The organism is Martinezella lusitana, from assembly GCF_016901135.1.
Lineage (GTDB): Bacteria > Pseudomonadota > Alphaproteobacteria > Rhizobiales > Rhizobiaceae > Rhizobium > Rhizobium lusitanum_D.
Genome location: NZ_JAFEVL010000015.1, coordinates 32,268 through 55,391 on the forward strand (window position 1 = coordinate 32,268; position 23,124 = coordinate 55,391).

Consider the following 23,124-nt stretch of genomic DNA (forward strand, 5'->3'; position numbering starts at 1 on the left):
GGCTCGTTAGTGCCGCAACGACGACCTGATCTCCCGTCGCGAGAGCAGGCTGCAATGGCCCCATTTATTTAAGGTCCAATGATCATTGTATCCGGTAGCGGGACAAATTGCTCATCGCTTTCGGTCCCATCAACGAAAGTCAGAACGACGAAGCGGGCCGGGCTATCGAGTGCGGTCAGGGGATGATGCCAGGTATTGGCGCGGTAGTTTATGCCCATGTTGCCGGGAACGCGGAATGCCTTGAGGCCGGATATGTCTGGCCGGTCATCTGGCCCGTGCGGAGCGACGAGCACGAGGTAGCCGTCGCCGTCATAAGGAACGAAGGCTTGCGACGAAAACACATGCCGCTCCATTTCGGTGACCTTTAGCGGCAGCGGCTTCGGTGCGACAGCCGCCAGGCTCAGACGCGGTTTCGCCGTTGCGCGGAGGTTCTGCAGTTCTTCGATCAGCTCGACCCGTGCCTGTCCCGTTTCCGGTGCGGGAAGAAGCTGACCGAATGGAGCGAAAGCCTCGAGTGTAACGGGTTCAATTCTAATCTCGGCCATTATGCGACCTCCTTGAAGGGGTGGGTTTTCAGCCAGTGCTGAGCAATTTCGATCCGCTTGCAGACCCATACGTCGGGTTTCGATTTCACATAGTCGAGGAACCGAATGAGGCCAGTGGCGCGGCCGGGATGACCGAGCAAACGCATGTGCATGCCGACATTCATCATCTTCGGTGCGTATCCCCCCTCTTCGTAGAGCAGGTCGAAACTTTCCTTGAGCGCCGTGAAAAAGTCTTCGCCGGTCCCAAGATTGCCGGTCGCCCATTTGAGATCGTTGTTGGTGAGCGAGTAGGGAATGACGAGCCGCGGGCGCCCTTCGGCCAGGACGTAATAGGGCAGCTCGTCATTGTAGCTGTCGCTGTCATAGAGGAAGCCGCCTTCCTCCATCAACAGCTTGCGCGTATTGACGCTCGGTCCGTAGCGGCAGTACCAGCCAAGCGGCCGCTGGCCAACAGTCTTCTTCAGGCTTTCGATTGCGAGCCGAATATGATTGCGCTCCTCGGTTTCCGTCAGCTTGAAATGTTCGATCCAACGCCAGCCGTGGCAGCAGATGTCGTGGTCCGCCGCCTTGATTGCGGCAGCTGCAGCCGGGTTGCGCTCGAGGGCAAGCGCGCAGGCGTAGACCGTCAACGGCAGTTGGCGTTCCGCAAAGATCCGCATAAGCCGCCAGAAGCCAACGCGGCTGCCGTATTCGAACATCGATTCTGCGGCAAGGTCCCGTTCGCCGCGGCTAACGGGCGAGCCCGACATTTCGACCAGGCCTGAATCAGTGACGCCATCATTGTCGCCGATGCTGTATTCGGAGCCTTCCTCATAGTTCAGCACGAAATTCAGCGCCAGCCGGGCGTCATTTGGCCATTGCGGATGAGGCGGTGTCGCGCCGTAGCCGATGAGATCGCGTTCCAGCGATTTTGTCATGATTTTCTCCACGTCGGTTGAGATATTAGAACTGCTGCTCTTGCCGCCCGCGCACGAGCTGCGACAGCGTGACGGCGATGACCAAGGCGCCGCCGTAGAACATTTCCTGAATGAACGAGCTGAAGCCGAGGAAGACGAGCCCAGTGATCCCGGTCACAAGAAAATAGACGGCGACCGTCGTGCCCCAGGGATTGAAGCGGCCCGGAACGATGCAGGTCGAGCCAAGGAAGGCGGCGGCGAAAGCCGGCAGCTGATAGCTGACGCCGGAAACGGGATCGGCGGCCCCTTGGGTGCCGGTGTACAACACGCCCGCGAGCGCGCCGAGAAAGCCGGATGCAGCCAGGCAAGTGATCCGTACGCGGTCGGTATTGATGCCCGAGAGACGTGCGACCTCGCGGCCCCGACCGACAAAGAGAATGCGCCGCCCGAAAGCCGTATATTCCAGCAGGTACCAGATGATGAACGCGATGCCGATCGCATAGTAGAACTCGAGCGGTATGCCGAACAGGCGCTGGACGATAACGGCATTGATCAGTGTCATCGACACCCCGCTGATGGTCATCGAGTCGCTGATCCAGAGGGTCACGCCATGAATGAACGTGCCGACGCCGAGCGTGACGATCAGCGAATGGATCCGGAAGATGGTGATCAGCAGACCGTTGACGACGCCGATAGCCGCGCCCATGACCAATGCCGCAAGAATACACCAGCCGATCGGAATGCCGTGATTGACGTTCATGACTGCGATCAGCATCGAGGAGAGGGTCATCGTGTAGGCGATCGAGAGATCGAAATCGTTTGCGGTCAGCGGGATCAGCAGGCCGAGCGTCACGACCACCAGCACCGCCTGGGAACCGAGGATCGTCGACAGGTTCGACCAGGTCAGGAAGGTTGCGGGCTGAAGATAGCCGAAGGTGGCGATCATGATCAGCCAGACGACGATCAGGCCGAACTGTTCGGCACGCCGGATAAATGTCTTTGTGCCTGATGACTCCCGGGTTTTACCAGCTACGATCGCGGTCCCGTGTTTGTTTGACATGCATAACCCCTTATAATTTCGCGCCGCCAAGGCTGTGTTCGGCGATCGCTTCCTTGGTCACGTCGGCGCCCGTCAGCGTCGCAACGATGCGCCCTTCGGAAAAAATCAGGACACGGCTGCAAATTGCAGCAAGCTGTTCGTAGTCGGAGCTGGCGCACAGAATTGTTGCACCGGCGTCCGCCGCGTCGCCGATATGCTGGAACACGTTCTGGCGCGCGCCGATGTCGACGCCTTGCGTCGGTTCGTCCAGGAGCACTAGCTGCGGCGACTGCTGCAGCCACTTGGCCAGCAAGACCTTCTGCTGATTGCCGCCGCTCAAAGCAGACATGGGCAGCAGCGGGTTGGGTGGCCGCACGTCGAACTGCATACCGAGATCCCGCGCGTGACGAACCATGCCGCCCCGGTCAAGCAGCCACCTGCTGAAACGCGTGGCAAGGACCGGCATTGTCACATTGTCGTAGATTGGCAGAATGCCGATAGCACCTGCATTGGCACGGTCGCCGGGAATGAGCACGATGCCCTTTTTGATCGCCTCGCGCGGGGAAAATCTCTTGAGATCATAGGTATCGTCCGCAAGCTTGAGAGAGCCGCTGGCGGGGCGGGCGCCGTAAAGCAGATAGGGGAGTTCATCGTATCCCGAACCGATCAAACCGGTCAGACCGACGACTTCGCCTCTGGCGGCGGCGAAATTGAAGTTGCTGACCGTGCCGCCGGAAAGTCCTGTTACAACGACCTGGGATGGGGCCTCGCTTACCGGTGCTGGCGGACGTTCCGCATAGGCAAGACGCCGGCCGACGATGGCTTCGATGAAATCCTGCTTGGAAGAATTGCGGGTGACGAGCCTAGCCGCCACGCGTCCGTCGCGAAGCACGGTTGCCCGGTCGGTGATCTCCATCACTTCATCGACATCATGCGAGACGAAGATGACGCTGGCGCCGCCGGCAACGACCGTGCGTACCACGCGAAAAAGCTGATCGACGTCCCGGCGCGGCAGAAACGGTGTCGGTTCGTCGAGAATGAGAAGACCGTTGCCGGAGCCTGTACCATTTCGAATCTCTTCGGTCGCGCGCATGATGGCAAGCAGCGCCCGCTGCACCGGTGAAAGGTCGGCAACGACCGCCTCCGGATCGAGTGGGACGCCATAGGCCTCAAAACGTCTTGCCGTCTCACGCCGCTCGCGTATCCAGTTGATCGCCAGAGATTTGCTCTGCGCCAGCCGGCCGATCAGCATATTTTCGAGCACGGTCAGCGCCGGTATCAGGCCAAGGTGCTGATGCACGAAGCTGATGCGGTGCTGCCGGAAAGCGCCGGGCGCAAGCGGCATGGGAACGGTTGTGCCGTATATCGTCAGCTCGCCGCCCGGATCCGGCGCATGAAAGCCGGCCAATACCTTGATCAGCGTAGACTTGCCGGAGCCGTTCTGACCCAGAAGCCCGTGAACCTCGCCCTGGGCCACTTCCAGTGAGGCATTGTCAAGCGCGCGCTGACCGCCGAATGTTTTCGTCAGTCCCGTCAGCAGGAGCGCCAGTGGCTGCCCCTGCTGACGAACCATTGGGGAGGCCGCCTCCGTCATTTCAGCTGCCACAGGTCGTGAAAGCCCTTGATATAGGCGTCGCCATAACCTTGCGAGAGCTGCGGCGGGGTGCCGGCGTCGTTCGCATTGTCTTTCGTGAACATCATGAAGGGGATCTTTGGATCGGTGACCAGGGGCAATCCGCAGACTCGGCGCATTTCGGAATCGAGGATCGAATGGGCGATCCAGTCGAGGTTTTCGCCGATATCCATCTCGACCTGACCGGTCTGGACCATGCCGATCACGAAAGGTGTTCCATTGAAAGCTGCGATCTTCACGCGATCCTGCGCCCCGGTGATCGTGATGGCCGGAACCACGAACTGGGTCATGCTGTCATAGATGACGATGATGTAGTTGATGGTCGGGTCCGCCAGAAGCGCAGCCTGCACGCCGGGGGTAATTCTCGTCGCCCAGTCGGTGCCGATATAGTTCAGCGTTTTGGTTTTGCAGTTGTCGCAGTGCTTCAGTTCTTCGGTGATGCCGGAGACCATGGAATCCGTCGAAAGCGGTCCGCTCGAAATCAGCACCAGCGCATTGAGGTTACCTTTCGTGCTGGTCACGGCCCAGTCCACCAGCAGTGAACCAGCCTTTGCATAATCGATGGGAACGTCGCCGTCGGCGAAGGTCTTTACGGTCCCAGTCTGTTCGACGCCGCTATAATGTGAGGCTATGACGGGGATTTTGGCGGCTTGTGCAGCCTTGATCTGCGGAACGAGGACGCGCGGATCCGAGCCGGCCAGAAGGTCGATCAGATCCACTTTCTGGTTCAGCGCGGTATCCATGCCCTGAACCCATTGCGAGCTCTGGCCCTGGTTTTCCCAGGTGGTGAAATTGAAGCCGACTTTCTTGGCGACGCCCTGCATCGCCTTCTCGATGTTGCCGGTAAAGGGGTTTGCGCTCGACTGCGGTATGCTGAAGACGGTCTTGCCTTTCATGCAGCTGGCCGCATCGAAGGACGGGCCAGGCGGCACGAAAGTCGGCTTGCCGCGATAGGGTTCCAGCTGCTTTTGGAAGTAAGAAAGATCGTCGGCTTTCGCATTATCCGGACTGCTGACAGCGCCAATCGCGCTTCCCACAACAGCCAAAGCAATCAGCCAAACTCTATGTCTCATAAGGACCTCCAGGATCTGTCGCGCATATTCGCCAAAGCAGGCCGACGGAGCCCTTTAAGGATGAGGACACCACCGCCTAACGGTTGATTTCAAAGTGCGTGCAATATTGCGTGCACTTTGAAATGACAGAGCAATTGCCATGCCAATTCCGCTGCACGGCAGGCGATGCTGTTGACTTCAAAGGTGGGAATGAAAAATAACGGAGATTCGCGCAGTCAGAGCCGCACACCGTTGTCCTGATAACAGGGCTTCGCCGTACTTCCAGCCGGCATTGCCTTCTAGGTAGCATGCTGCGCTATTTTTAAGCATGCAGAAAGTCCAACGGAGGCAATCTTGCGTCTCAAGGAAGCTCGTAAATATCGATCTCGGTTCGGCGGCGCTCCGTCAGATCGAGACTGGATTCGATATGGGCGCAATGATGGAGCGCTTCAGCCGCGGCTCCCTCGGGATCATTTGCAGCAATGAGATCCACCAGCCTTTCGTGCTCGTGAACCAGGCATAGAACGCCGCTTCGTTTCTCATAGAGCGACTGTATCAGGCAGACGCGACGCATGAGCAGTGTCAGCATCCGCGCCAGTACCGCGTTGCCGGCCGTCTTGGCCAGCAAAACGTGAAAGTCCCCCGCGACGCGGTTCATTTCCGGCCGTAGATTGTCGAAGACCTGACGCTCCTTCGTCAAATGGGCACGGAGTTCGTCGATATCGGCCGAAGTGGCGCGCGCGCAGGCAAGGCGGACGATGATCATTTCGAGGTTTTTGCGCGCCTCGAAAACATCGCGCGCCTCGGCAATCGTCGGGCGCGAAATGAAAGCGCCCCGGTTGAGCTCGATCTCGACCACGGCCTCGTCGCGAAGACGTTCGAGGACACGCCGGACGCGCGAGCGGGGAACGGCATAGGTGGCTGCGAGCTTGACTTCGTTGAGATGTTGACCCGGCCGCAGGGTCTTGTCGATAATGGCATCGACAAGCCGATCGTAGAGCAATTGCTCTTCCGGCCGCTGGCCGCGGGAACTCTGCAGGCTGGCGGAGTTTTCTTCCGATTGCGGATCGGGAGATGACAATTCGGACATGGCTTTCTCGACTGATCTGCGACGTCCGGCATGCTCTGGCGCTCTCGCCAGAAGGGCAGACATGCGCGAACCCAATTTTCGCAGACTTAGCCGAGGAGCTTGTGAGGGCGCAATAGCCGATATGATGGAAGGCAGCCGTAACCCGCCTGCGCGCGCACTATCGAACGATTAGCGGCAGCGCACAATGGCGGCGATCGGTGCCTCGCCCGGTGCGCATTGGTGTTCGGTCCCGCCGGAAACGAAGATCGCCGGATCGCCGGTCACGGATGCAATGACAGCACCGAGTGCTGCCCGGGCATGCCGTTCGAAATTGATATCGGCATCCGACAACATGGTATTTCGCCAGCCACGCACCCGGCCACTCGGGCTCGCTTCGGCCTTCGCGAAAACCGCGGCGATCTGCGATGCCGCATCGGAATTGCTGTCGAGGCCGGCATTGTCGAGAGCTTTATGCACGCCGGCCGCATCGATGACGTCCTTCAGCACCGCATGGCCGATGCGATAGCCGCTCGCCGATCCCGGTGCATTGCCGAACAGAAGGACCTCGCATGCCTTCAGCTCTCCTCCGGCGGATGTGGAAGCGACGGTCGAAAATAGCTCAAGCGTCTTGCCGATGACAGTGTTGGCAAGCTGGTTTTCCGTCACCTCCCCAAGTGCCGTGGCCACACCCAAGCCCATGGCGCCCCGCGCGAAAACCTTGGAGCCGTTCGGATCGCGCGTGACCACCGCCATCCCGCGCTGATCGGCGTCGGCAATGGCAGCACCGGTGAGCAAAGGTCCCTTGACCTGAACATAATGGACATCGTTGGGGTCGATGATTCCGGCCTGCCGCAGGGCTCGCGATACAGCATCTGCGACAAGCCGCACATGGACCATCGTGCCGACTTCCTCCGGCAGAAGCGTGCGTGTTTCCGCAATACCCAGCACAAGCCGCAGATCCGAACTCTTGGTGGTTTCGGCGGTGCGTGTGAAAATCGTGGCGTGGGGCGAAAGAACGCCTTCGGTGCCGCCGGACCAGACGAAGGCGATGCGCCGGACGATCTCATCGAAACTGATGCCGAGCTTTTTTGTCAGCATCAGACGAAATGCCAGCGTCGCATAACCACGGGTAAAATCGTTGGCGCCGCCGTTACCCTCGGTCTTGCCGATAACGGCGACGATATCCTGCGGGTTTACCTCGCCTGCATCGATCAGTCTTTCGAGCGCCGAGACGTCATCCGGCGACGCCATCGCAATCTTGTGAACTCCGACTTTCATTGCACTGACCGCCTTCTCAGTTTGGCGCAAAAACATAGACGGAGTGTACAACTCCCATTGCCAGACTTGTATACCAGGCGATGACCGCTGCAAGCGTGATCACGATCAGCGCGATCCCCGTCACACCCATGCGAGGCGCATCGACGAAGGTCCGCTGGGGGTAGGCGCCAAACGCCCGCCCTTCCATCGACATCACCATCATCGACGCCTTTCTGAGGCTGCCGACCAGAAGCGGCATGGCATAACGCTTCGTTTCGAGAATACGGCCAGCTATTCCGCGCTTGCGCGCGACACCGCGAACCGCCTGCGCCGACCTGATGATCTTGACCTCCTCCTCGATCGTCGGAACGATACGCAGTGCGATGAAGAACGCGTAGGCGATGCGGTAGGGCACGTGCATCTGCGTCACCAACGCGATCGCAAGATCGCGCGGGTCGGTCGTGCGTACGAAGATCATCGACGACAGAATGATGGTGTAGATACGCAATGCCGAGGCCAATGCGTAATCGGCACTTTCGGCATAGATCGGCATCGACATGATATGAAAGGCTACCGTCTTGCCCGGCAGCGTCAGGCTCTGGACGACGAAAAAGCCGATGCAGGCAATGATGAACAGCCAAGTGCCTCTGACGATGTCGAGCGGCGTCATCCGGGCGAGCAAGAGCGCGGTCAGAAGAACGACCACGGCAATGGTGATCTGGATCCAGGCGATGTAGGCGCCGAATGCGAGCAGCGAAATGCCGATCAGCCAGGCGAATTTTGAAAGCGGGTCGAGCCGGTGGAACAGTGACCTGCCGGCGCGGAACTGGAATGTGTTCTTGCTTTTCACGATGCCCTCGCTTGGGATGTGGCTGCCAATGCGGAAACAAGCGCCGCCGAGGAAAGCACGGGCTTCAAAGCCCGGCCCGGATCGAGTGCGGCGAGCTGTCGGCTGACCTCGTAGATCGGCGGAGCAAGCAGGCCCGATGTTTGCAGCAGTTCCATCTGACCGAAAAGATCGAGCGGGGCACCATCGAAGGCTATTTCGCCCGAGCGAAGCACCAAGGCGCGGTCGGCCCATTCGGCAACAAGGCGGACGTCGTGGGTAATCATCAGGATCGTCGTCTGGTAGCGTTCGCGAAGCCTTGCCATCAGACCCATCAGCTGCTGGGCGCGTTCGTGATCCTGGCCGATGGTCGGCTCGTCCAGAACGAGCAGGTGCGGTTCAAGCACCATCATCGTCGCCACGCTGAGACGCCGGCGTTCGCCGAGGCTCAAGCTGAAGGGCGAACGATGCCTGTAACGGGCGAGATCGACGATCGACAGCACGTCCTCGACGCGCCGCTTTACTTCATCCTCGGCAAAGCCCCGCGCACGCAGTCCGTAGGCGACTTCTTCGTCGACTTGGTCGGTTACGAATTGATGGTCGGGATTCTGGAAGACATAACCGACCTCAGCAGCGATTTCGCGAGGACCGAGTTTCGAAATATCTTTGCCTTCAAGATAGATCGTATCCGGCGGCGCCTCATTGATACCGACAAGCATGCGGGCAAGGGTGGTTTTGCCGGATCCGTTGCGTCCGAGCAGTGCAACGATGCGATCACTTTCGAGCGTCAGATTGACGTTTTTCAGGATCGGCGTCTTGCGGTCGTAACCGAAGCCGAGAGAACGGATTGACAGAAGCGGCTTGCCGGGCACCTGGGAGAGGACCTGTGTTGCAGTGCTTGTCTGCGAGAATGGCGGCATGTTAGCGCAGACCTCAATCGCCTCGCTGACAGATAGGGGAACGTCCTTTGTTGCAAGTGGTGTTTGCGCCGCATGCGCAAGGTCCATGGCGAATTCGGAAACCTGCGGAAACCAGCTCGCCGTCGGAACCACGTCCGCCTCTTCTGAATGGACCACCCGGCGGGAGGAGAAGGCAGCGCGCGGCGAGCCGTCGAAGACGATGGTGCCGCGATCCATCATGACGACGCGGCTCACCTTGTCGGCGAGTTCGTCGACACGATGTTCGACCATGATGATCGTTGTGCCATGGTCGCGATTGAGACGGGCAAGCACGGAAAACACCTCGGCCATTCCAGCCGGATCGAGGTTGGCTGTCGGTTCGTCGAGAACCAGCACGCGCGGCCGGGCCGCAAGAACGGCAGCAATGCTGATACGCTGCTTCTGGCCGCCAGACAGTTCGAAGATCGAGCGATCTCCGAAATCGCCAAGGCCGACGAAATCGAGCGCTTCCTGCTGTCTGGCAAGAATCTCATCAATCGGCCGGCAAAGATTCTCGAGACCAAAACAGATCTCGTCACGAACCCGCGTATTGATAATCTGGGCGTCAGGATCCTGGAAGACCATCCCAACTTCGGTGGCAAATGCGGGTACTTTTGTGTTCGCAACGTCCATGCCGCAGATCGTTGCCATGCCTTGCAGCGTGCCGCCGAGAAGATGCGGGACCGACCCGTTGAGGAGATGAAGAAGCGTGCTCTTGCCGCAACCGCTGGGGCCGAGGATGAGAACGAATTCACCCTGTTCCACCGTCAGGCTGATGTCGTGGAGAACAGGTTCTGCTTCGCCCTCATAGGTGTAGGTGATCCCGGAAAGATCGACCAGCCGGTGGGAAGACGATGCGCCGCTCTCCTCGGTGGCCTTGCTGTCGATGTCTCCGGTGCGCGAGGGGGCCAAATGGAGGGTGCGATCGAGCGCACCCTCGTCAGCATGAAAGGAAGCAGCACTCATCAATCAAGCTCCGGTCGGCTGGTTCACGATCGTGGCCGATGCCTCGCTCTTGGCAATCGCTGTGCCGCGCAGCACGCCCGCCTTGGCAAGACCATGGGCGATCGGCTTGACCAGAATGATGGCATAGACGGCACCGCTGACCATGCGGATGATAAGAGCGAGAAGGTTGTAGGAAATGCCCATGTCGCCGACGCCGAAGAAATAGACCTCGGGAATCTGCTGCAGAAGAGGGGCAAGAGCGCCGGAAAGGGCGAGAACCGAAAGCGTCCATTTCCGGTAGCCGTAGAAGGCAAAGCCGACATCCGACATGAAGCCTTGGAGGAACCCTGCGCCCAGCACCATGATGCCGTTCGGGTTGCCTGACAGGACCTGCGCAACACCGTTCATGGTTTCAGCGATCGTCGCAGCGCCGGGCTTGCGAATGATGTAGCCGCAAAGCGGACCTGCGATATAAAAGCCGCCGCAAATCGCCGCGAAAGCCAGGAAGCCGTAGGCGCCGGAAAAGGTCATAAAGAACCGACCGATCATCGCATTCGGTGTGCCAAGCACACCGTTGATGACGCCGATAATTGCCATAATGACGATCTCGAGCAGGGTGAAGGCCACGAAGACCTGGCCACCCTTGCCGCGATTGATGAAGAAGGCGATGGCGGCAAGGGCGACGGCGATGATGGCGACGATGAGATAGATGAGACCAACGGACATGGTGCGTTCTCCGCAAAGTGGGAAGCAGGCTCGGGCCCTTCTGTCGACGGTGCCTGCACTCCGTCAGCGGGACTACTCATTTGCAAGCCGAACTCCGCGATTGGGCGCTTTGGAGGAAGAACCCGCTCTGGAGATGCTCGCAGACGTCACATTTGGCGATCGACCTCGAAATGGCGCATCCGGAACGCACCTTGATCGCGACCGCAGGGAATCAGAGGTTTATTTTGAATGCAGTTTACTGATCCCCATCAGTTGGACGCGCCGTACATCGCGTCCTTCTCCATGAATTGCATTCTAAATTCAAATTTCGTTTAATTGCAAGAAGATAAAAGCGCCAATTTGGTGCTATTTTTTAAGCAACATGCACGGAAATCGGTCAATATCAGAGTATATGTTCGATATTGTGCAGGATGATTAAATATAGATCATCATCCTGCGTAAAAAATTATCATTCGGCAGCAGCCTGCAGCGGGCCGTCGGTATTAAGCACTGCAATGGCCTTGGAAAGCCCGCCGGCCCGGATACCCATGCCGGAGGCGAGCAGTCCGGCTTCAATCGCCGCCAGCGCTCCGAGAAGCGAGGCATCGTTAAAATCGCCGAGATGCCCGACACGGAAGACGCGATCGGCAAGCCGGCCAAGGCCGTTGCCGAGTGATACTCCGGATTGCTTCAGGATGGTTGACCGCAGAGCGTCGGCGGACTGGTTCTCCGGGACAAGGACAGCCGTCAGCGCACTGGAATATTCGGCGGGTTCGGCGCACCAGATCTCCAGCCCCCAATGGCGCACGCACTGCCGCGTGGCCTCGGCGGCGCGATCGTGCCGGGAAAAGACCGCCGGCAACCCTTCATCCTGCAGCATTTCGAGCGCCACCTTCAGGCCCTGCAACATGTTGGTTGCCGGCGTGTAGGGAAAATATCCCTTGGCATTGGCAGCGATCATATCCTCCCAGTCCCAGAAAACGCGGGGCAATCGGGCATTCTTGGCCGCCCGGCGTGCCTTCTGCGAAATAGCGTTGAACGAAAGCCCGGGCGGCAGCATCAGGCCCTTCTGCGAGCCGCCGACGGTGATATCGACCTGCCATTCGTCATGCCGGTAGTCGATCGATCCGAGGGAAGAGATCGTATCAACCATCAAAAGGGCCGGGTGACCTGCCGTATTGAGCGCGCGGCGGATCGCGCTCACATTCGATACAGCGCCGGTCGAGGTCTCGTTGTGAACGATCGCGACGGCTTTGATCGTGCCTGAGCGGTCTTCGGCCAGCCGGCTTTCGATGGCGCCGACATCGGCTCCACGGCGCCAGTCGCCCGGCAGGAACTCGACTTTCAACCCCAGCCGCGTCGCCATTATTCGCCAGAGTGTCGAAAAATGACCGGTTTCGGCCATCAGCACGGTATCGCCGGCAGACAGCGTGTTGACGAGCGCTGCTTCCCAGGCGCCCGTTCCCGAGGCCGGATAGATCACGATATCGCCTGAAGTCTGAAAGATCCTGCCCAGACCCTCCAGGACATTGAGGGTGAGGGATGGAAAATCGGGGCCACGATGATCGACCGTAGGTTGGCCGATCGCGGCCAGAATGGGCAGTGGCACATTGGTCGGCCCCGGGATTTGCAGGAAATGGCGACCGGCTGAGCGCATGGGAGAACCTCTTTTGACGAGCATTTCGAAATTGCATTATGAATGCTATCTGCGCGAGGGTGGCGATGCAAGAGCTCATGAGAGGCAGAAAAAGTGAGAATTAGACTTTCATTTCTCCAATTTCTATTTAAAAATGGGTCGTCAGCAAACCGGAGCTCGGTTGACTCTTCAAAAGATAATGCAATTTTGAAAAGTGGCTGCAATTGTTCAAACTCGCCTTGGACGCAGGATCGGGTTAGTGGACAGCAAAGGAAACGGGGAGGCCATTTGGTGAATACGATCGACCGTTATCGCGGCATTGTGCGCAAGACGCTGCATCATGAAGTTGTTGTCGAGACGCTGCGCGAGCTCATTCTCGATGGTGAGCTTGAACCGCGGTCCCGCATCAATGAAGTCGCGCTTTGCGAACGCTTCGGCATTTCCCGCACGCCGTTGCGCGAGGCGATCAAGCTGCTCGCCGCCGAAGGATTGCTGGAGCTCTTGCCAAACCGTGGCGCCCGGGTGGTGGCTTTATCTGACACCGAGATTCGCGAAATCCTGCAGGTAATCGGCGCTCTTGAAGGGGCGGCAGGCGAGCTGGCCTGTGCACGCATCACCGATGCCGAGCTTGCGGCGATTGAAAGCGCGCATGATGCGATGGTGGCTGCCTGGAAGGCAGGAGACTATACGATTTATTTCGCGCGCAATCGCGAGATCCATGATGCGATCATGGCAGCGGCCGGGAACTCCGCGCTTCAATCGACCTATCGCAGCCTTTCGGGGCGCGTACAGCGCGCGCGCTTCTCCGCCCACAAGACGGAACAGCAATGGGCACGGGCGATCGATGATCACATCCTGATGATCCTGCTTCTGCGCCGCCGCGACGGGACAGCGCTTGCCCAGCTCATGCGCGATCATATCAAAAGCAAATGGCCGGTCATCAGTGCCGCCTACAGCGAGGCCAAGCCGGCAAAGCCGTCTGGTCAAAAAAGGAAGGCTTCGGCCGAAGAGATCAGCAACGGCTGAACACGCAGACGCGGCTTTGCCCGATTTTGGTTTGTTTCCCTCTTGCGGAAGAGGTGAAGGGTTATTTCATGGCTAGACATCTGACCTCTGTCCACAAAACTGATTGTCACGAAGTAGCCATGCTGGCAGGCGTTCATCGTTTCAGCCTTCCTGATCCGGGTGATGTGTCCGGGCTTGCTGCGGCGATCGCGTCAGGTGTGATCGATCCCACGAACATCGTCGCGGTCATCGGAAAGACCCACGGCAATGGCCTGGTGAATGACTATACGCGCGGCTATCTGTCGCAATCCCTGGCGCTGCTGATCGGCGAGGCCACCGGCCGGTCGATCGACGTGGTCCGCAAGCATATCCCGTTTATCTTTTCAGGCGGTGTGGAAGGCGTGCTGTCTCCGCACTATACGGTCTTGACCGCTTCGCATGAAACTCAGGTCGGCGGCGGCAAGGGGCTGGCGATCGGCGTTGCCTTCACATCGGATCTCGCACCCGACGATATCGGCCGTCAAAGGCAAATCGATCTTACCGCAAGCGCGGTGCTGGAGGCGATGGCAAAGGCCGGCATCGCCACTGCGGACGACGTGCATTTCGTTCAGGTCAAGGGGCCGGCCTTCACGCAAGCCGATATTGTGGCGAGCACAAAAGCGGGGAGGGCGCCGGCGACCGACAATCCCGGCAAACTGATGGCCTTTGGCCGCGCAGCCTCCGCATTGGGGGTGGGGAAGGCGATGGGGGATATTTCCGCCGAGCGCGCCGTCGGCGAAGCAGTCCTCAAGGATTTCACGCTCTATTCGCCGGTCGCCAGCGTCTCGGCCGGGGTTGAGGTCCGGTGCAACGAGGTCGTCGTCATCGGATTGAGCAAACACTGGGGCGGTTCGTTGACGGTCGCTCACGCACCGATGGCTGATGCTCTGGATATTTCCGGCATTCACGCCATGCTCGGAGATCTCGGTTTCAGCAGAGGACCGCAGGTGCCGCGTACGGACGCTGCCAGGATAAAGGCAGCCTTCGTCAAATGCGAAGCAGCGCGCGATGGCCTTGTCCGCGGCAAAATCCACACGATGCTCAATGACGGCGACATGGATCAGCAGCGGCATATCCGCGCCGCGGTCGGCGCTATCGTCGCAAGCGTGCTTGGGGATACGGCTCTTTTCGTGTCCGGCGGCGCCGAACATCAAGGCCCCGATGGCGGCGGGCTCGTCAGTTTGATCGTTGAACGCGCAGGAGACATTCGAGCATGATCGATAGCAACCGGAAACGCATCGTTGTCGCAGGCGCCGGGATAGCGGGCAGCCTGATTGCATCGGGTCTGGCGGAGAGAGCAGATATTGAACTTATCTGCCTGGAACGGGTCGGCGCCACGGAACATATGGATGCAGGAACCGGTCTCAACATAGGGCCTAACGCAATCAAGGCGCTGCGCGACGCCATGCCCGAGCGTGCCGAGGCGATCGTTGCCAACAGCCTGCCATGGGAAAACTGGTCCATTTCGCTGACCAATGGCCGCGTGCTGATGGATCTGCCCTTGCATAGTGTTGCAGGCAATCCGGGGATACGGATCCGCTGGGCGGAGCTTTACGCCTTGCTGCGCAAACCACTCGCTGCAGTCATCCGCTACAGCGCCGAGCTGCTTTCCTGCGGGCGTACGGCCGACGGGCTCTTTGCCGTCTATCGCGACAGGGAGACTGGCGCCGAAGTCCGGATCGACAAGATCGATCTGCTGATCGCCGGCGACGGGCGCTATTCCAAGATCCGTGAGCACTTCGTCTCGCGAGAGGAGCCGAACCTTCTTGGCGTCTGCCTGTACCGGCTGCTGTTTCCGGCCGGTACGCAATGCCCGATCGACGATTATGGTCAGTGGTTCAACGGGCCGAACCGCCTGCTTGCCTTCCGCGTTCCGGGAGATTTCGTCTATTGCGCTGGATCTTTTCCGATCGGCGACGACGGCATCGTCACCGACGAGATGAAAATGCCTGCCGCCTTGCGGCGGATCTATACGCCGCAGAGCGGAAGTCTTTGTGCAGAGGCCGCCTATCTGGTCGACGCCATCGAGCGGAATGCTGATCGAATTCATTGGGCTCGCCTGCAGGACGGGACGACCCGCTATGACGCGGGCGCCGGGGTGCTTCTCGTCGGCGATTCCGCGCATCCGATGGTGCCGACCCTCGGGCAGGGCGCGACGCAAGCGGTCGAAGACGCCTGCGTCGTCGTCGACGAAGTGAAAAGAGCGCTTAGAATGGGCAGGCCATTGACGGATATTCCCGCGGGTGTCGCGGCGCGCAGAACCGAGCGTGCGGAGTTTGTCGTCTCCTTTTCCCGCGACGCCACCGACACCATGCTTGCCGGCGGCGATCCGGTGGCAGGCACCCTCAAGAAGCTGGAGCCTGCTTTCACCGCAAGGCTTGAAAAGCTTTATCGCGACGTGTCGGTGCCGCTGTCATGAAAACAGATCTATGGGAATTGACTGCTAGGGAACTGACTGACGGCTATGGTACCGGCATGTTCACGCCCCTGGAGGCGCTGACTTCGATCGAAGGACGGCTTGATGCCGTCAATGCGAATATCAAGGCTGTGATCGCAGAGGACCGGGGGGCGGCGCGCGCTCAGGCGAAAGCTGCGACCTTGCGCTGGCGCGCTGGCCAGCCTTTGTCGCCAATCGACGGCGTTCCCCTGACCATCAAGGACAATCTGCTGTCTGCCGGCTTGCCAGCAACTTGGGGCAGCAAACTCTATTCCGATCATGTGCCCGCGCAGGACGAGGCGCCGGTTGCGCGCCTCCGCGCTGCGGGCGCCGTCTTCCTCGGCAAGACCAATGTCCCCGAATTCACGCTGCAGGGCTACACCGCGAATCTCACCTTCGGAACGACGGAGAATCCCCACGCTCCCGGCATGACCCCCGGCGGCTCCACCGGCGGCGGTGCGGCGGCCGTTGCTGCAGGCATCGGCCCGGTTGCCATCGGAACAGACGGCGGCGGATCATTACGGCGCCCGGCTGCCCATTGCGGGCTTTATGCCCTGAAGCCGTCGATCGGGCAGATCGCACGGTATAACGGCTTTCCGCAGATTCTCTTGGATTTCGAAGTCGTCGGACCGGTGGCGCGGAGCGTAGAGGACCTGTCGGCGGTCTTCTCCGTTCTCAAAGGCTATGATCCGACCGACCCGTCCTCGCTCTCGGCGCTGGCGCCGCCGCAACCGCTGCCGCGGCGTGCCCGGATCGCCTATTTACCAAAAATCGGCCCGGCGCCGGTCGATCCGCTGATTGCAGAAGCTGCCGATGCCTTTGCAATGCAGCTGGGGGAGGCTGGTCACTTTATTGAGACGATCGAGACGCCTTACAATGTAGATAGCGTGTCGGCGGCGTGGTCGACGATTGCCGCTGCAGGTCTGCATTGCCATCTGAACTCGGTCGGCAAACGGGAGGGTCTCGGCACCAATGCTCTTGCGCTCGACGCCCAAGGCGGCGCGCGCACGGGCGCTGACTATGCCGGTGCGATGGCGGTGGCGCTTGCTGCCCGCGCCGACGCGGGCCGTCTGCTGTCGCATTACGATCTCCTCGTTTGCCCTTCGACCGCGGCGCTGGCTTGGGCGGCGGACACTGCCTATCCGGCCGAGATCGACGGGAAGCCAGTCGGCCCACGCGGCCATGCCGTCTTTACCGGCTGGATGAATGTCACCGGCGTCTGCGCCATAAACATCCCCGTTGCGATGACCGCCGATCGCGGCGGCATCGGAATCCAGCTCGTTGCCGCTGTCGGCAGGGACGCGGAACTGATCGATTTTGTGAGCAATTTGCCGCCTGTGCGGGCTCTGGGTCCGGCGCGGCTTTCCAGGAGATTTGACTGATATGGCTGAGTTTACGGACAAGGTGGTGATTGTGACAGGCGCGGGCGATGGCATCGGCCGGGCAGCGGCGCGCGAATTCGCCGAAAAGGGCGCCAAGCTGGTTCTGATCGATGTCAAGGGCGTGGAGGTCATCGCCGACGAATTGCGGGCGAAAGGAACTGACGTCATCGCCGCACCGATGGATGTCCGCGATGCCGCTGCCTGGGATAAACTCGTCACGGAGGTCGTGGCGCGGTTTGGAACCATCGACGCGCTGGTGAACAATGCCGGCGTCGCCGTTCCCGGGGACACCGCAGCCGATGTCTCAGAAGAGGTCTGGGACAAGATCATGGATGTCAACGCCAAGGGCGTCTGGCTCGGGATGAAAGCGGTCCTTCCGACGATGATCGGAAAGAAGAGCGGCAAGATCTGCAACGTCGCGTCCACCGCCGCCCATATCGGATTGAAGAATGCCGCGGCCTATTGCGCCTCCAAAGGCGCGGTGCTGGCACTGACGCGGCAGGCAGGCGTTCAATATGCGCCTTTGAACATCCAGATCAATTCCGTCTCGCCAGGCACGACGATGACTGGTCTCCAGCGTGACGTCACCGAAGAGCAACGCGCAGCCTTCCTGCCGCTGACGCCGATCGGCCGCTTTGCGGCCTCGGAAGAGGTGTCTTCCGTGATCGTTTTCCTCTGCTCGAACGGCTCGTCGTTCATGACCGGCGCGGATGTCAGCGTCGACGGAGGCATGGTCGCACTATGAACATTCTCATCACCGGCGGTGCGGGCCTGATCGGAATGGCTGCCCGCCAAACGCTTGCCGCTGCCGGACATGCCGTGACCGCCATCGACATCACCGATTTCGGACGCGGCGATAAGGAGCTTCACATCGTCGGCCTGGATGACAGGGATGCACTGGACATGCTCATCCGGGGAAAATCCATCGACGCCATCGTCCATTGCGGGGCGATCTCCGGGCCGATGATGGCGCAGGGCCAGCCGTTGAAAATCGTCTCCGTCAATATCGACGCCACCGCTCTGCTGCTCGACCTTGCGCGAGTTCACGCGATGAAGCGGTTCGTTTTTTGCTCTTCGATCAGCGTCTACGGAAACGCCGGCAGCGTGGCCATCAATGAGGAGACACAGCTCCATCCGACCTCCGTCTACGGCGCCAGCAAGGTTGCCTGCGAGCAACTGGTCGAAGGTTTTGCGGCCGAATACGGTCTCGATGGCGTGAGCCTCAGGATCGGGCGTGTTTACGGACCGTACCGCCGTGCCAACTGCATTCTCAACGATATCATTCGTGATGCGTCGGCCGGACGCAAAACGACGATCCCCTGTGATCCAGACTTCATCTACCACTATGTCCATGTCGACGATGTCGCCGCGGCAATTGCCGCCGTGCTCGTCGCGCCGGCATTTCCAAGACGGACCTACAATGTCGGAGCCGGCGAACCCCTCACCATGCCGAAGATCGCCGATATTGCCGCAAGGGCGATCGACGGCACCGACATAGTCCTTGCGCCAGGCGCCGACGACGTTCCGGATATCCAGACGGAATTCGACGTCAGCCGTATCGGGAAGGATATCGGCTGGCGGCCGCGATTGCCCCTGTCTGCCGGCTTGAAGGCTTACCGCGACGCAATCCTTGCGGGACGCTCTGCCTGAAATCAGCTGAAACAGAGGCGGAACAGACATGACCGATGTCTTCACGCGTCTACTCTCTATCCGTCTGCATTGACGGAAGCCAGTGCGTCGCACCGACAGCGGCGCGTTCGCCATCCATTTTTGCCAGGAGCGCCACTCCTTCCAAGGCGACGTCGATCGCCGCATTGTGCCCGGCGCCTGCCTCAAACTTTTCGCCTGTTGCGATGTTATCCGCGACGGAGCAAACCGAGCCCCCACGCTTTCCGAAAAGCGTTGCCATCGTCACGATTGCGGCGGCCTCACGCTCGCCGTTGAGCACGCCGGTCCTGCGGCACTCGTCGACAGCGTTGAGATTTTCAGGGCGGAGATATCCCCGCACCGACGGACGGCCTCCCGAAATCAGATCTGAATCCACCGACCGCGTCAGGCCGATATGGTACCGAACGTTGAGCGCGCGTGCGGCTTCCGCCAGCGCGATCACAACTTCCGGGTCACAAACAGCAGGCCAGCCAGGCCCGACATAGGCCGCGCTCAGTCCTTCGTCGCGAACAATGCCCTTCGCGATGACAATATCGCCAGGCCTGACGGCCTCATTGGTGCCGCCCGACCCGCCGACGCGAAGAAAGGTGCTGGCGTTCGTATATTCAAGAAGCTCGAACATGCACAGCTCGGCTTCGCCTCCGCCGCTTCCGCCGCTTACCGCCGAAATTCGTGCGCCTTTGTAGGTGCCGGTCCAGGTTGTGAACATGCCCGTCTTTCCAGCGAGCTCTGCATTTTCAAGACGGGATGCCAATTGTGTTGCCGGATCGTCGTCGTAAGCGCAAAGCGGATCGCGCACGAAGATGAAAACGTAGTCACCGATCTTCGTCGGATCGATGCCGGTCAGCGCAGGGCGACCGTTAATCTGCAGACCGCGCAGCGGCACATTATTCCGATATTTGTAGGATTCCCAGGTTTCCCGGCTGACGGAGGGGAGGTGGCTTAGATCTTCACTCATGATTTGATCACCTTTATCTGTACGCTGCGGCTTCGGGGTCCGTCGAATTCCCAGAAATAAATCTTCTGGGAGTGTCCCAATCCAAGCTTTCCCTGATCGATGAAGAAAGACTTCGAGTGACCAACGATCGCCGCTTTGACGTGCCCCGCCGCATCCTGGGGCGTGTCATACTGATGTTTGAAGTCAATTCTGGTCGGTACGAGGCGGCAGATTTCGTCATGGACATCTTCAAGACCAAGCGCGTCCCAAGGAGAAACCACTGTTACCGCGGCGGTTGAGTGGGGGACGGACACCAGGAGCAATCCATCCTCGATCTCACTTTCTTTCAAAGCGGCTTCGGCGAGAGGCGTTATGTCGAAAAGACCGCTTCGGTCGGTCTCCAGCTTAAAATTCTTCAGCATGTAGTCCTCAATTCGGCAGTTCGAGTTTGCTGTTGCGAACGAGACCGGCGTTTTGAGCGCCCCGCCACGGTCCTGTATGGCCTCGATAGTGAACTTCGTTCCGCCGGTGAGCCAAAAACGCAGACAGCATCGAGGCCGGAACAGCATGAACAATCGGTGCGAATGCTTCCGAAACTTTAGGCAGCAACAAGAGGTCGTCAGATGAGGTGAAGTCGCTGGCATCGGTGATGATGAGTTTCGGCCGACCTAGCTGGTCGAGCGCGTCGATTAGTTCCAGGCTTCTATTTCTTGAGAGGGCCGAGGACGGCGCAAACAGGATAGCTGGAACATTCTGAGGTTCAGCCACGAAATAGTTGAGATGATGAAATTCCTCAGCATCCTGTGGAGTTGCGTGAATGCCCGCCGCCTCGACGAATTTAGCCGCAGCGTACTGAGCAGAGGCAAGTGCCGGACCGCTACCAAGGCAATCCATCCGATCCTTTGTCGCCCACGCGGAACTCAGTTTAGACATGAGCGGCTCACTGACGGCAGCAGCTTCTTTCAATGCTTCGCTGGTTCGCCGCAGCTCTCCTCTCAAACCTTCTGCCTGAGCCATGGTCATCGACATAAGCATCTCTGCCATGCGAATCCCGAGTTGATAGACTCCGAGAAGCGACGCAACGTAACTCCTCGTGCCCGGAGCGGACGCCGCCGACGGGATTGGAATCTCGAGATGCTTTTCTGCTGCTTGTCCCAGACGGCTTTCCTTGTTTGCCGTGATCGCAACTGTAATCGCACCAAGATGACGAAGACGTTTGGTTGCCTCCACAAGCCGTGCGGCCTCTCCGGAGTTGCTGATTGCCACGACTAAGAGGCCGCGGTTTCTGCCCGCCAGCGGAGGGCGCCCGTGGTCCATGTATCGTGACGCCTCCATCGACACCATGGCGCTGGTTGGCAATCCGGTCCATGCGCGAATGGACGACGCGGCTGCAAGTGCCGCGAAATAAGAATCTCCCGAGCCTGTGATTATGATTTGACGAATTCCGTATGCTTCTTCCATTGTCAGAAGCAGACGAGCACGCGTTGCTATTTTGTTGGATTCTGTCTCGACAAGCTCCGCAAGACTTCGGGCCTGGCTGAGGTACGCCTCAAGCTGTTCGCTCATTGTTCGGGTGACCTTCCCTTTCAGCAATGTTCTTGTGTATAGAGGTACTATCTTATATACCTTACTCCAATGCCTTGTTTTTTTGCAAGCGCAATCCGCGCGCAATTTTTCGGCGGAGATTCGAAATAGGCCTTGCAGCGGATGAGTGGTTCCGTTAGAGGTATATAGATATAGACCTCCGACAAGAGAGGTGTGAACTGTCCAAAAAATATGGGAACAGAAACATGCGTCAGCAGTCGATTTTCGCCACGCTTGCTCTCACCACCGCTCTGATCGCGCCACAGTTGAGCGCCAAGGAACTCCACGTCTTCGGGCCGTCAACATGGGACACCTTTGCCGCAGGCTCACCTGAGGAAGTCGTCAAAAAGGTCACAGATGACCTTGATGCGAAGTTCATGGCCAAATTCCCTGAGGTCACAAAAATCTCGCATGACGCACGGGGGACGGTGTCCGATGGTCTGTCTCGTTTGCGCAATGCACAGCTTGCTGGTGATCCGATCGATGTGATCGTCTGTGCTGCAAACCCGGTGAATACTTCCTACGCCCGTCTCGGCCTCATTCGGCCAGTAGATGCTTTAGTGGAGCACATGAAGGGGCGTTTCACGCCCGGCTCTGTCGAAAACTTTACGGTCGGCGGCAAGATTTGGGGGGTCCCGCTTTCAGCCGTTAACGTAACGACATTCTTTTATAACAAGGAACTTTTCAAAGAGGCGGGGCTGGGACCGCCGAAGACATATGCCGATTTTCTGGCGGCGGTGCCGAAATTCAAGGAAATGGGGATCATTCCAGTCGTTCATCAAGGCAAGAATGCTTGGATGTGGCCGCTGTATTATATGAGCTCGCTCGCCGAGACCACAGGCAACAAGCAGGTCGAATTTGTAGAGAGCGTGCTGAAAGGCTCAGCGAAATTCACGGACCCGGCCAGCCTCAAAGCCTTGCAGCTTTCAAGAAAATGGGTGGACGATGGTCTCGTCGATCCACAGTCAAACGAGCTTGACGAAGATGCGATGAAATCGGTCTTCTATTCAGGACGGGCTGCATCTTATTTTGGCGCTTCCTGGGATCTCCCCGCCATCAAGGCGAACGCGCCATTCGAGTGGGGTGTCTTTAGATTCCCTCAATATGAGGGAGAGCCGGGCCATTCGGTTGCGTTTGGTGGGGCGGAAAGCGGGCTCTGTATCTCTTCGACTTCGAAGGAGCCGCGGCTCGCCGGTGAGTATATCAAGTTTGCCGCGGAAGACGCTCAGGCTGCGGATTTGCTTGCGCCAGTTGCTCCCATCGCGACATCGCATGTTGGCGTGGCTGGCTCCACCGATGAGGTCTCCAAAGACCTCCAAACCTATCTCCCCGCAGACAAGTTCCTCGACTGGATCTGGCCGAGAGAGCTGACCGAAACAATCCAAAGGTCAGTGCAATCGATGATGGGCGGAGAAGCCACGCCCGAGCAGGCGGCAGAGCAAATGCAGGCCAAGCTCGATAGTATGATTTCGTCAGGTTACGGGTTCGGAAACTAGGACGCAGGGCCGCAATCATGCATAGGCGATTAACC

21 protein-coding genes are annotated in these 23,124 nt (G+C 59.2%); 7 read left to right on the forward strand and 14 right to left on the reverse strand.

Annotated features, from left to right (window positions below; all coding sequences use genetic code 11):
• Positions 1-68: 68 nt before the first annotated feature.
• The 11 genes from JTP94_RS06080 to JTP94_RS06130 form a co-directional block, all read right to left on the reverse strand.
• Complete coding sequence (locus JTP94_RS06080; protein WP_204849639.1) at positions 69-545, reverse strand: ureidoglycolate lyase; 477 nt, start codon at positions 543-545, stop codon at positions 69-71.
• On the reverse strand, positions 545-1,462 hold the full coding sequence (locus tag JTP94_RS06085; protein ID WP_204849640.1) for an allantoinase PuuE: 918 nt from the start codon (positions 1,460-1,462) through the stop codon (positions 545-547). Before JTP94_RS06085 ends, JTP94_RS06080 begins: the two co-directional genes overlap by 1 nt.
• A gap of 25 nt (positions 1,463-1,487) precedes the next feature.
• Positions 1,488-2,501 carry an ABC transporter permease gene (locus JTP94_RS06090; protein WP_204849641.1) on the reverse strand — a complete coding sequence of 338 codons (1,014 nt, stop codon included), beginning with the start codon at positions 2,499-2,501 and terminating at the stop codon, positions 1,488-1,490.
• Between the two features lie 10 nt (positions 2,502-2,511).
• Complete coding sequence (locus JTP94_RS06095) at positions 2,512-4,053, reverse strand: sugar ABC transporter ATP-binding protein (RefSeq protein WP_204849642.1); 1,542 nt, start codon at positions 4,051-4,053, stop codon at positions 2,512-2,514.
• A gap of 17 nt (positions 4,054-4,070) precedes the next feature.
• Positions 4,071-5,186: a sugar ABC transporter substrate-binding protein gene (locus JTP94_RS06100; protein WP_204849643.1), complete on the reverse strand. Its 1,116-nt coding sequence runs from the start codon at positions 5,184-5,186 to the stop codon at positions 4,071-4,073.
• Between the two features lie 340 nt (positions 5,187-5,526).
• On the reverse strand, positions 5,527-6,255 hold the full coding sequence (locus tag JTP94_RS06105) for a GntR family transcriptional regulator (RefSeq protein ID WP_204849644.1): 729 nt from the start codon (positions 6,253-6,255) through the stop codon (positions 5,527-5,529).
• A 168-nt stretch (positions 6,256-6,423) separates the two neighbouring features.
• Positions 6,424-7,512 carry a ring-opening amidohydrolase gene (locus tag JTP94_RS06110; protein WP_204849645.1) on the reverse strand — a complete coding sequence of 363 codons (1,089 nt, stop codon included), beginning with the start codon at positions 7,510-7,512 and terminating at the stop codon, positions 6,424-6,426.
• Between the two features lie 16 nt (positions 7,513-7,528).
• The gene (locus tag JTP94_RS06115) at positions 7,529-8,341 is read right to left on the reverse strand and encodes an energy-coupling factor transporter transmembrane component T (RefSeq protein WP_204849646.1); all 813 of its coding nucleotides are present in this window, start codon (positions 8,339-8,341) and stop codon (positions 7,529-7,531) included.
• Positions 8,338-10,221 carry an ABC transporter ATP-binding protein gene (locus JTP94_RS06120; RefSeq protein ID WP_204849647.1) on the reverse strand — a complete coding sequence of 628 codons (1,884 nt, stop codon included), beginning with the start codon at positions 10,219-10,221 and terminating at the stop codon, positions 8,338-8,340. The genes JTP94_RS06115 and JTP94_RS06120 overlap by 4 nt, the downstream gene beginning before the upstream one ends.
• Positions 10,222-10,224: 3 nt before the next feature.
• The gene (locus JTP94_RS06125) at positions 10,225-10,926 is read right to left on the reverse strand and encodes an ECF transporter S component (RefSeq protein ID WP_204849648.1); all 702 of its coding nucleotides are present in this window, start codon (positions 10,924-10,926) and stop codon (positions 10,225-10,227) included.
• A 448-nt stretch (positions 10,927-11,374) separates the two neighbouring features.
• The gene (locus JTP94_RS06130; protein ID WP_204849649.1) at positions 11,375-12,562 is read right to left on the reverse strand and encodes an alanine--glyoxylate aminotransferase family protein; all 1,188 of its coding nucleotides are present in this window, start codon (positions 12,560-12,562) and stop codon (positions 11,375-11,377) included.
• 270 nt (positions 12,563-12,832) lie between these two features.
• Here JTP94_RS06130 and JTP94_RS06135 point away from each other — a divergent pair, with 270 nt between their 5' ends.
• The 6 genes from JTP94_RS06135 (at position 12,833) to JTP94_RS06160 (ending at position 19,054) form a co-directional block, all read left to right on the forward strand.
• A complete protein-coding gene (locus JTP94_RS06135; RefSeq protein ID WP_204849650.1) occupies positions 12,833-13,567 on the forward strand; it encodes an FCD domain-containing protein in 735 nt (244 codons plus the stop codon).
• Between the two features lie 119 nt (positions 13,568-13,686).
• On the forward strand, positions 13,687-14,802 hold the full coding sequence (locus JTP94_RS06140; RefSeq protein ID WP_204849651.1) for a ring-opening amidohydrolase: 1,116 nt from the start codon (positions 13,687-13,689) through the stop codon (positions 14,800-14,802).
• Complete coding sequence (locus tag JTP94_RS06145; RefSeq protein ID WP_204849652.1) at positions 14,799-16,004, forward strand: NAD(P)/FAD-dependent oxidoreductase; 1,206 nt, start codon at positions 14,799-14,801, stop codon at positions 16,002-16,004. The genes JTP94_RS06140 and JTP94_RS06145 overlap by 4 nt, the downstream gene beginning before the upstream one ends.
• Entirely contained in the window at positions 16,001-17,404 is a 1,404-nt protein-coding gene (locus JTP94_RS06150; protein ID WP_204849653.1) for an amidase, read from the forward strand. Before JTP94_RS06145 ends, JTP94_RS06150 begins: the two co-directional genes overlap by 4 nt.
• 1 nt (position 17,405) lies before the next feature.
• The gene (locus tag JTP94_RS06155) at positions 17,406-18,149 is read left to right on the forward strand and encodes an SDR family NAD(P)-dependent oxidoreductase (RefSeq protein ID WP_204849654.1); all 744 of its coding nucleotides are present in this window, start codon (positions 17,406-17,408) and stop codon (positions 18,147-18,149) included.
• A complete protein-coding gene (locus tag JTP94_RS06160; protein ID WP_204849655.1) occupies positions 18,146-19,054 on the forward strand; it encodes an NAD(P)-dependent oxidoreductase in 909 nt (302 codons plus the stop codon). Before JTP94_RS06155 ends, JTP94_RS06160 begins: the two co-directional genes overlap by 4 nt.
• Positions 19,055-19,103: 49 nt before the next feature.
• Here the strand turns inward: JTP94_RS06160 and JTP94_RS06165 are convergent, their stop codons facing one another.
• Genes JTP94_RS06165 through JTP94_RS06175 form a run of 3 tightly spaced genes read right to left on the reverse strand, consistent with a single transcriptional unit; the run spans position 19,104 to position 21,575 of the window.
• Positions 19,104-20,030: a nucleoside phosphorylase gene (locus tag JTP94_RS06165; RefSeq protein ID WP_204849656.1), complete on the reverse strand. Its 927-nt coding sequence runs from the start codon at positions 20,028-20,030 to the stop codon at positions 19,104-19,106.
• Entirely contained in the window at positions 20,027-20,431 is a 405-nt protein-coding gene (locus tag JTP94_RS06170) for a secondary thiamine-phosphate synthase enzyme YjbQ (protein WP_204849657.1), read from the reverse strand. Before JTP94_RS06170 ends, JTP94_RS06165 begins: the two co-directional genes overlap by 4 nt.
• A 7-nt stretch (positions 20,432-20,438) precedes the next feature.
• A complete protein-coding gene (locus JTP94_RS06175; RefSeq protein WP_204849658.1) occupies positions 20,439-21,575 on the reverse strand; it encodes an SIS domain-containing protein in 1,137 nt (378 codons plus the stop codon).
• 224 nt (positions 21,576-21,799) lie between these two features.
• On the opposite strand from JTP94_RS06175, the gene JTP94_RS06180 reads away from it, so the two are divergent.
• The gene (locus JTP94_RS06180) at positions 21,800-23,089 is read left to right on the forward strand and encodes an ABC transporter substrate-binding protein (RefSeq protein WP_204849659.1); all 1,290 of its coding nucleotides are present in this window, start codon (positions 21,800-21,802) and stop codon (positions 23,087-23,089) included.
• Positions 23,090-23,124 lie beyond the last annotated feature (35 nt).